Raw genomic sequence first — 8,881 nt, 5'->3', positions numbered from 1 at the left:
TCGCCGCCGGCCTGCGGGTCAGGAAGACCCGGGCCGCCTCGTCCTAGTAGGTCTCCTCCGTGGTGGACCGGCGGACCGGCCCGCCCTCGTGGCCGTCCGTGCGCACCACGCGCCGGCGGCGCGGTGCCCACACGGCCAGCTCGACGACGATGCCCAGGGCACCGACGGCCATCAGGATCCAGCCGACGACGTCGAGGTCGATGCCGCTGACCTGCGCACTCACCGCGAAGGTGAGGACGGCGCCGATGGCGAGCAGGAAGATGCCGGTTCCGAGACGCACGAGGAGCTCCTTCGTCGGGCGACCGGTCCCCTGCGGGGCCATCGGGCCGATGGCGGGTCGCCGGGCAACTCTGGGTCACCGGACGGATACGCGCGACTCCCTCGTCACCCGATCGGGTCAGGCCGAGCGCGCGCGCAGCAGGGTGAGCTCGGCGGTCAGGTTGGCCCGGGCCGGCTCGGTCCACCGCTCGGCCGCCACGGGCACCCGGAAGAGCTCCGGCAGGGCCAGCAGCTGCTCCAGCACGGCGATCCGGCCGGCGGTGAAGTCGGCGTCGGAGAGGTGGCCGTACTCGGCGCGCACCGCCGACGCGTAGCCGGCGTAGGCCGCCGGGGGGCTGGCCAGCACGGCGAGGTCGGCGTCGCAGAGCACCGCGCCGTCGGCGTCGTCCGGCTCGGGGTCGTGCCCGGCGGTGAGCAGCACCAGCCGCTCGACCTCGGCGACCGTGGCGTCGTCCACCAGCCCGAGCAGCCCGATCCGCGCCCGCGCGGCGCTGACCTCCTCGTTGTCGCTGCGCTGCGGGTCGTAGGCGATGTCGTGGTACCAGGCGGCCAGCCGGACGGCGACCGGGTCGGCGGCGTGCTCGGCCAGTTCGTCGACGATGCCCAGCACCGCCGCGAGGTGGGCGAGGTCGTGGTAGCTGCGGTGCGGCTCGGACCAGGCGCCGACGACCGCGGCCCACTCGGTGCGCGAGGTGGGGGAGTCGCCGACCAGCGCCGTCCACGCGTCGAAGTCCACCCCGCTCATGCGCGGCAGTCTGGCACGCCGAGGGACCGGACACCGACGACGTCCACCGTCTGGAGCAGGACGACCGCGGGTCCGATTGAGGTCCTCGCCACGTGTGTCGGGCCGGAGGGCGCGGGTACGGTGGACGACGTCCGGGCCGGGCGACCTGTGTCCCCGGGCTCCACTAGATAACTGCCGCCGTGGAATACCGCTCCGACTCCGGTCGGGGGCTGGAGCCGCGGATGTGCAAACCGCCGCGAGGCGACCAGCGCCCGGTCCGGACCCACCACGCGAGAACGGCCCCTCTCCTCCGGAGGAGAGGGGCCGTTCTGCGTCTCAGGCCCTCGTGCAGGGGCCCGCCGCGAGCCTGCGAGCGGTGGGGGGCACGGGGGTCCTGCTACTCGGTCTCGCCCAGCAGCCAGCCGTGCTCGCCGGCCAGCGCGTTGGCCGCCACCGGACCCCACGAGCCCGGGGCGTAGGAGTGCACCTCGGGGCGGTGGTCCAGCACCGGCTGCAGGGCCCGCCAGGTCTGTGCCAGGCCCTCGCTCGTGGTGAACAGCGAGCGGTCGCCGACCAGCACGTCGTGGATGAGGGAGACGTACGGCGCCAGCGGCCGGCCGCCGGGCACCTTCGACAGGTCCAGGGAGACCCGCGCCGGGGCCATCGCCAGGTCCGGGCCGGGGCGCTTGGCCATGATGTCCACGTCGAGCTGACCAGCACCGGCGAGGGACAGCGAGATCACGTTCCCGTTCGGCGGCACCTCGTGGACCGGGCCCTTCGGGCGGTGCAGCACCAGGCTGACCCGCTGCTGCTTGTCCGCCAGCCGCTTGCCGGTGCGCAGCAGGAACGGCACGCCGCGCCACCGGCCGGAGTCGATGAACAGCTTGGCCGCCACGAAGGTGTCGGTCTGGCTGTCGTCGGGCACGCCGTCCAGTTCCCGGTAGCCCTCGAACTGGCCGAGGACGACGTCCTCCGGCGCGAGCGGGCGGAAGTGCTTCAGCACCGACTCGCGCGCGGACAGGATGTCGTCGGCGGAGAAGCTGACCGGCGGCTCCATCGCCACCTCGGCGGCCACCTGGAACAGGTGGGTGACCAGCATGTCCAGCGTCGCGCCGGTGGCGTCGTAGAAGTCGGCGCGATCGGCGACGTCGAGGTCCTCGGGGACGTCGATCTGCACCTGGGCCACGTGCTCGCGGCTCCAGATGTGCTCGAACAGCCCGTTGGCGAACCGCGCCACGTGCAGGTCCTGGGTGCCCTCCTTGCCCAGGAAGTGGTCGATCCGGAAGACCTGCTCCTCGTCGAACACCGAGTGCACGACGCCGTCGAGCTCGCGGAAGCCCTCGGGGGAGTCGCCGAAGGGCTTCTCGTAGACGACCCGGGACCCCTCGGCCAACCCGTGCGCGCCCAGCGCATGGGTGTAGTCGGTGAAGGCCTTGGGCGGCAGGGAGAGGTAGTGCACCAGCTGGGCATTCTCGCCGAGCTCCTTGCGGGCGGCGTCCACGGCCTCGACGAGCTGCCCGGGGTCGTCGGCGGTGAAGCCGCCACCGGCGAACCGCAGCCGGCCGCAGAACTCCTCCCACGGGCCCTGCTCGGGGTCCGGGCCGAACTCCTCGAGGGCGCCGCGCACGTGCTCGACGAAGTCCTCGTCGGAGCGCTCGCCGCGGCCGCTGCCGATGAGCCGCCAGTCCTCGGGCAGCAGCCCGTGCTGGGCGAGCTCGAAGAAGGCCGGCAGCACCATCCGGCGGGCCAGGTCGCCGGTCGCGCCGTAGAGCACGAAGACGGTCGGGGTCAGGTCGTTCGTCGTCCCGGTGTCAGGCACGGGGGCTCCTCTCGGGCACGGGCCGAGCTCCGCGGGGCGGTGGCTCGGTCCTCGTCGGCCCGTGCGCCGGTGCACGGTGTCCTGGTCGTGTGCCCACGGCGCGTGTAGGCGCACCCGCGCCGTGGGCATCTGCTGTGCATGAGACCACGCGCAGCCCTGCTTTGTTCCGCGGGTGCAACCGCCCTGCTGCTGACCGGCTGTGGCCAGGACGACGACGTCGAGCCGGTCCCCGCGGTCACCACGACCTTCGCCGAGACACCGGGGAGCACCGACGCCGAGCAGACGACGAGCCCGTCGGCCACCGGCGACGCCGCGCCGTGAACGGGTGCTCGCGGCGTGTGACCCAGCGCGGCCCGGGGCACCAGCCGGGCATGACCACGTCCCGCCGGGCCCGGTGGGCCCTCCCCGTCGCCGTCCTCCTGCTGTCCGCCTGCGGGGGCGGGGAGGGCGCGCCGGCCGGTGACGCCCCGCCGTCGTCGCCGGCCACCGCGGGGGAGACGACGATGGCGCCGGGCGGGGAGTCCGGCAGCGACACCATGGCCGACCTGGAGTTCGAGGACCAGACCGGCGCCGGTGACCGCGTGGTCGTCGCCACGGTCAACGCACCCGGCGGTGGGTTCGTCGTCGTCAGCACCGGGGGCGAGGTGCTCGGTGCCACGCAGGTGCAGGTGGGCACGACCTCCGACGTCGAGGTCGACCTGGACCCGGCGCTGACCGCGGACACCGAGCTCACCGTCACCCTCCACGCGGACACCGACGCCGACGGGGAGTTCGACCCGGACGTCGACGAGCCGGTGCCCGCACCGGTGGACGCCACCGACGACGACATCGCGGACGTCGACGACGTCGTCGAGGAGGACGCCGAGTACACGGTGGGCTGACCGTCCACCTGAGGCCCCCTCAGGAGCTGGCCGGTCCCGGGACGGCCCGGGACTGCGTGATCGCCCGATGTGCCGGCCACCCCCTCAGGACGACCGTTCTCCTCGTTCGACCCGGACGACACGAGGAGACGGTCATGGCGATGCACTACCCGAACCCGGCACTGGAAGCAGAGCTCGCCTACCGGCAGGAGCTGGTCCGGGCGGCGGCCCGGCGCGACGGGAGCCGCCGCGGCTCCTGGTTCGGCAGCCGGCGGCGGCCCCGCTGAACGGCCCGGCGTCGCTGTCGGTGGTCTCTGCCACGATCGGCGCCGTGCCGCGCTGGGAGGAACCCCCGCTCATCGGCCGGGCCGACGAACTGGCCCGGCTGATGACGCACGTCGACCGGGCGGTCGAGGGGCGCCCGTCCGCCGTCCTGGTCGCCGGTGACGCCGGGGTCGGCAAGACCCGGCTGCTCGACGAGCTGGGCCGCCGGGCCACCGCGCGCGGTGCGCGGGTGCTCACCGGGCACTGCGTCGACCTCGGCGACGTCGGGCTGCCGTACCTGCCCTTCGTCGACCTGCTGCGGCCGGTGGTCGCCGACCCGGAGCTGGCGCCGGTGCTGGCCCGCCACCCGGTGCTGGCCGGCCCGCTCACCGGCCGTCCCGGCGCCGTGGTGATCGACAGTGCGGCTGCCGACCTGGGCCGGGCGCTGCCGCGGTCGGCGCTGCGCCCGCCGGACGACGCCGGACGACTGCAGCTGTTCGAGTCGGTGGCCGCCCTGCTGGGCGACCTGGCCGCCCAGCAGCCCCTCGTGGTGGTGCTGGAGGACCTGCACTGGGCCGACCGGTCCAGCCGGGACCTGCTGCGCTACCTGCTGGCCCGGCTGGTCGACCGCCAGGTCGACGAACCGGTCACCGTCGTCGCCTCCTACCGCGCCGACGACCTGCACCGCCGGCACCCGCTGCGTCCGCTGCTGGCCGAGCTGGTCCGGCTGCCCGGTGTCGAGCGGCTGCAGCTCGACCCGTTGCCCGACGCGGAGGTGGAGGAGCTGGTCCGCCGGCTGGCCGCCGACGCCGGGGGGGCGTCCGTCGAGGACGTCGTCGCGCGGGCCGAGGGCAACGCCTTCTACGCCGAGGAGCTGGTCGCCGCGGGGCGGGCGGGTGAGGTCCTCCCCGGTGGGCTGTCCGACGTCCTGCTGGCCCGGGTCGAGCAGGTGAGCCCGGCTGCTCAGCAGGTGCTGCGGGTGGCCGCCGTCGCCGGTCGCCAGGTGCGGCACGAGCTGGTGGCCGCCGTCTCCTCGAAGAGCCCGGAGGAGACGGAGCAGGCGCTGGCCGAGGCGGTGCACCACCACCTGCTGGTGGTCCCCGACGACGGCCGCTACCGGTTCCGGCACGCGCTGCTGCGGGAGGCGGTGCTGGCCGACCTGCTGCCCGGGGAGCGGGTCCGGCTGCACGCCGCCGTCGCCGCGCACCTGGCCACCCGGCCGGAGGCGGGCACGGCGGCCGAACGGGCCCACCACCTGCGGGAGAGCAACGACCTGCCCGGTGCGCTGAGCGCGTCGCTGGAGGCCGCAGACGCCGCCCGCCGGGTGGGCGCACCGGCCGAGCAGCTGCAGCACCTGGAGGCGGTGCTCGCGCTGTGGACGGCGGTGCCCGACGCACCCGGGCGTGCCGGCCGCTCGCAGTGGGCGGTGCTGCTGGACACCGCGGCAGCGGCCCGCGCGGTCGGTGACCTGCACCGGGCCGTGGCACTGCTCCGCTCGGCCCAGGAGCTGCTGGGCCCCGACGGTGACCCCGAGGCGCGGGCGCGGGTGCACTACACGGCGGCCCAGGTGCTCGGCCGGATCGAGGAGGCGGCCGAGGCCCACCGGGAGAGCAGCGCGGCGATGCAGCTGGTCCCGGCCCAGCCGCCCTCGGTGGTGCGCACCTGGGCGGCGGCGACCCACGCCCGCACCAGCTACAGCCTGGGGCTGGTCGCCGAGGCGGACGCAGCGGCGGAGGAGGCGCTGGCCGCGGCCGACGCCCTGGGGCTGGACAGCGCGTGGGCCGACACCGCCGTCTCGCTGGTCCGTGGCTCGGGCACCGGTGACCGGGTCGCCGTCCGGGCACGCTTCGCGGAGGCCCGGGCGCGGGCGCAGCGGTCCGGCGACGCCGACGTCGAGATGCGGGTGTGGTTCAGCCAGGCGATCACCGCACACGACGCCGGCGAGGTGGCCGAGGCGCTGCAGCACGCCACGGCAGGGCTGGCCCGGGCCCGGGCGCTGGGCGTCGAGTGGTCGTTCTACGGCGCCGAGCTGCGGCACCTGGAGGTGCTGGCCCGGTACGTCCTCGGCGACTGGGACGGCAGCCTGGCCGCCGCCGACGCGCTGGCCCGGGTGCCCGACATGGCTGCGCACGTGCGCGCCGACGGGCTCCTGGTGCTGGTCGGGCGGGGCGACCCGCGTGCCGCCGAGCGGCTGGGCTGGGCGCAGGGGCCGGCCGCCCGCTGGGACAACCACGTGCTGTTGATGCTGGCCACGGTGGCGGCGGAGATCGAGCTGGCCGGTCAGGCCGGGGACGCCGCGACAGCGGGGGAGCGGGCCCGGTGGGCCGATGGTCGGCTGCGGGAGCTGTGGGGGGACGAACGGCTCGCCTCGGTGCGGCTGGTGGCCACCGCGCTGGCGGCCCTCGCCGACGCGGCCACCTCGGCCCGCCGGGCCGGGGACCAGGCGGCCGCGGCCCGCTGGGGAGCGGAGGCCGCGGACCTGGCCGAGATCGGTCGGTCGGCGGCCGAGGTCCCGTACCCGACCGGGATCGAGGCACGCGCCTGGGGGACGCGGCTGGCGGCCGAGCTGGCCCGGGTGCGCGGTGAGGCCGCCGTGGAGCTCTGGCGGCAGGCGGTCGCGGAGTTCGGCTACGGGCACGTGTACGAGCAGGCGCGCTCCCGGTTCCGGCTGGCCGAGGCGCTGCTCACCGTCGACGACCGCCCCGGCGCCGCTGCCGAGCTGGCGGCCGCGCACGAGGTGGCCGTGCAGCTGGGGGCGGTGCCGTTGCGGACGGCGATCGAGGCGCTGGCCCGCCGGGGGCGGCTGGAGCTCCCCGGCGTGCTGACCATCGCGACCACCGTGTTCACCCCGCGCGAGACGGAGGTGCTGGCGCTGGTCGCGCGGGGCCGCACCAACCGGCAGATCGGTGCGGAGCTCTTCATCAGCGAGAAGACCGCCAGCGTGCACGTCAGCAACATCCTGGCCAAGCTCGGCGCCTCCAGCCGCACCGAGGCGGTCGCCCTCGCCGCCGCCCGCGGCCTGCTCGGCTGACCGGCTCCCGTCCCGCAGTCGATCATCGGCGAACGGCTGCGCCCGGCGGCGTGTCACCCAGCCGTTCGCCGATGATCAACGCGCGATGTCCGAGTTCGACCGGGTGAAGCGGGCGCGGAGCCGCTCGACCCACTCGTCGAGCACGTTCGTGCGGTCGGCGGGGCCGGTGGGCGCGGCCGGCATCAGCAGCCAGAGCACCAGGTAGAGGGCCACCCCCGACCCGCCGGCCAGCACCAGCGCGGCGAAGCCGACCCGCCACAGCAGTGCGTCGATCCCGGTGTGCCGGGCCAGCCCACTGCAGACGCCGCCGAGCAGCAGGTCGGTGCGGCTCCGCCGCAACGGCGGGCGCACGTCCTCGGTGCCCGGGGTCGGGGTCTGGGGGATCTCGGTGTGCGGGGTCTCGGTGTGCGCGGTCTCGGTCATGACACGAGCCTGCGCCCGGCGGCGTCCCGCCGGTATCGGGAACCCCCGGATCCGCCCCTGGTCCCGCAGCTCAGGGTCGCGGTGTGCTGGGCGACCCGGCCGATGCCGGCGTCCTCCAGTCCACCGCCACGCCATCCGCCCCCGTCGCCCCCTCGATCTGCGCCGAGTGACAGCTGAGCGGGCTTCCCGGCTCCGGGATCCCCACTCAGCTGTCACTCGGTGACGGCAGTGAGGACGGGGCAGCCCGGGCGCCGTTCGCGGGGGTCGGCCGCGGACTGCGGAGGACGGGACCTCAGAGCATGGTGCGGAGGCGCTCGCGGCGGGCGCGGAGGACGTCGACCGACGCCGAGGCCGAGGGCGGGCCGGGCACCGACTGGCGCAGCTGGGTGTGCACCACGGCCTGCGGCTGCGAGGTCTTCGCGGCGATGCGGTTGACCAGCCGGTTGATCTCCCGGCGCAGCTCGGCCGCGTCGCGCCAGGAGCGGCCGGCCTCCTCCTCCTCGGGGTGGTCCTCGACGACCATGAAGCCGTCGTCGTCCCCCCGGGCGTGCGAGGCGGCGATCCGGATCCGCAGCTCGTCGTCCCGCTTGGACAGCAGCTCGGCGGTCTGCGCCGGGGTCAGCAGCCCGGGGATGCCCAGGTAGTCCTCCGCGTCCGCCTCCAGCGGCGTGACGGCGCCGGTGCCCTCGCCGGTGTGCGCCGTCCCGCTGTGCAGCACGTGCGCGAACCGGGCGTCTGCCTCCAGCGCCTCCCACTTCTGCAGCTCGCCCTCGCGCGGCTCCCGCGGCGGCAGGTCGAGCGCCTCCAGCTCCTCGTCGGGCTGGGTCTTCGGCGGCGGCATGACGTGGTTGCGCTGCTCCTCCATCGACGCGGCCAGCGACAGCAGCGGGCGCACGGCGGGGAGGAAGACGGTCGCCGACTCGTGCGGCGTCCGGGCGCGCACGACGCGGCCGACGGCCTGGGCGAAGAACAGCGGGGTCCGATAGGAGGTCATCCAGGCCAGGACGGCGGCGCGCGGGACGTCGACGCCCTCGGAGACCATCCGCACGCAGACCGCGATCCGGGCGCCGCCCTTGTTGAACTTCTCGATCTTCTTCGACGCCTTGGGGTCGTCGGAGAGGATCAGCTCCGGCGCCTTGCCGGTCACCCGGCGCACGATCTTGGCGTACTCGCGGGCGTCGTCCTGGTCGCTGGCCAGCACCAGCCCGGCGGCGTCGGGCATGCCGCCCTCCTCGCGGAGGTGGGTGATCCGGTCGTCCATGGCGGCGATCACGTGCGGCACCCACTGGCCCTTGGGGTCCAGTGCGGTGCGCCACGCCTGCATCTCCACCGAGCGGGTGCCGGCCTCGCTCAGCGAGGCGGCGACGACCTCGCCGGCGGAGTTCCGCCAGCGGGAGGTGCCGGTGTAGGCGGCGAAGACGACCGGCCGGACGACGGCGTCGGCCAGCGCCTCCTTGTAGCCGTAGGTGAAGTCGGCCGTC

The 8,881-nt window shown here is 75.4% G+C and carries 9 protein-coding genes; 4 read left to right on the top strand and 5 right to left on the bottom strand.

Annotated elements, in window-relative coordinates:
* Positions 1 to 43: 43 nt before the first annotated feature.
* The 3 genes from G5C62_RS23310 to G5C62_RS23300 form a co-directional block, all read right to left on the bottom strand.
* Positions 44 to 280, bottom strand: coding sequence for a DUF6458 family protein (locus G5C62_RS23310; RefSeq protein ID WP_197058385.1), 237 nt, complete (start codon positions 278 to 280; stop codon positions 44 to 46).
* 117 nt (positions 281 to 397) lie between these two features.
* Positions 398 to 1,024, bottom strand: coding sequence for a metal-dependent phosphohydrolase (locus tag G5C62_RS23305; RefSeq protein WP_164702876.1), 627 nt, complete (start codon positions 1,022 to 1,024; stop codon positions 398 to 400).
* A 376-nt stretch (positions 1,025 to 1,400) separates the two neighbouring features.
* A complete protein-coding gene (locus tag G5C62_RS23300) occupies positions 1,401 to 2,822 on the bottom strand; it encodes a glucose-6-phosphate dehydrogenase (NADP(+)) (protein ID WP_241176083.1) in 1,422 nt (473 codons plus the stop codon).
* A 138-nt stretch (positions 2,823 to 2,960) separates the two neighbouring features.
* Here G5C62_RS23300 and G5C62_RS23295 point away from each other — a divergent pair, with 138 nt between their 5' ends.
* From G5C62_RS23295 to G5C62_RS23285, 4 genes are all read left to right on the top strand, one after another.
* Entirely contained in the window at positions 2,961 to 3,143 is a 183-nt protein-coding gene (locus G5C62_RS23295; protein WP_164702874.1) for a hypothetical protein, read from the top strand.
* Between the two features lie 50 nt (positions 3,144 to 3,193).
* Positions 3,194 to 3,703: a hypothetical protein gene (locus tag G5C62_RS23290; RefSeq protein WP_164702873.1), complete on the top strand. Its 510-nt coding sequence runs from the start codon at positions 3,194 to 3,196 to the stop codon at positions 3,701 to 3,703.
* Positions 3,704 to 3,837: 134 nt separating this feature from the next.
* Positions 3,838 to 3,969, top strand: coding sequence for a hypothetical protein (locus tag G5C62_RS28785; protein WP_269429951.1), 132 nt, complete (start codon positions 3,838 to 3,840; stop codon positions 3,967 to 3,969).
* Positions 3,970 to 4,013: 44 nt separating this feature from the next.
* On the top strand, positions 4,014 to 6,977 hold the full coding sequence (locus G5C62_RS23285; RefSeq protein ID WP_241176082.1) for a LuxR family transcriptional regulator: 2,964 nt from the start codon (positions 4,014 to 4,016) through the stop codon (positions 6,975 to 6,977).
* A 75-nt stretch (positions 6,978 to 7,052) separates the two neighbouring features.
* On the opposite strand, the gene G5C62_RS23280 is transcribed toward G5C62_RS23285, so the two are convergent.
* Both G5C62_RS23280 and G5C62_RS23275 read right to left on the bottom strand, forming a co-directional pair.
* Positions 7,053 to 7,400 carry a PspC domain-containing protein gene (locus G5C62_RS23280; RefSeq protein ID WP_164702871.1) on the bottom strand — a complete coding sequence of 116 codons (348 nt, stop codon included), beginning with the start codon at positions 7,398 to 7,400 and terminating at the stop codon, positions 7,053 to 7,055.
* Between the two features lie 292 nt (positions 7,401 to 7,692).
* Positions 7,693 to 8,881, bottom strand: a 1,189-nt coding sequence (locus G5C62_RS23275) for a DEAD/DEAH box helicase (protein ID WP_164702870.1), incomplete at its 5' end; no start/stop codon positions are given.

The organism is Modestobacter sp. KNN46-3 (assembly GCF_011039295.1).
The sequence above is the reverse complement of the archived record's forward strand: the minus strand, read 5'-3'. Positions and strand labels throughout refer to the sequence as shown.

Bases quoted from the DNA above. Each gene is read 5' to 3' on its own strand.
- G5C62_RS23305 (WP_164702876.1), bottom strand. From the start codon at position 1,024: ATGAGCGGGGTGGACTTCGACGCGTGGACGGCGCTGGTCGGCGACTCC.
- G5C62_RS23295 (WP_164702874.1), top strand. From the start codon at position 2,961: ATGAGACCACGCGCAGCCCTGCTTTGTTCCGCGGGTGCAACCGCCCTG.
- G5C62_RS23290 (WP_164702873.1), top strand. From the start codon at position 3,194: ATGACCACGTCCCGCCGGGCCCGGTGGGCCCTCCCCGTCGCCGTCCTC.
- G5C62_RS28785 (WP_269429951.1), top strand. From the start codon at position 3,838: ATGGCGATGCACTACCCGAACCCGGCACTGGAAGCAGAGCTCGCCTAC.
- G5C62_RS23280 (WP_164702871.1), bottom strand. From the start codon at position 7,400: ATGACCGAGACCGCGCACACCGAGACCCCGCACACCGAGATCCCCCAG.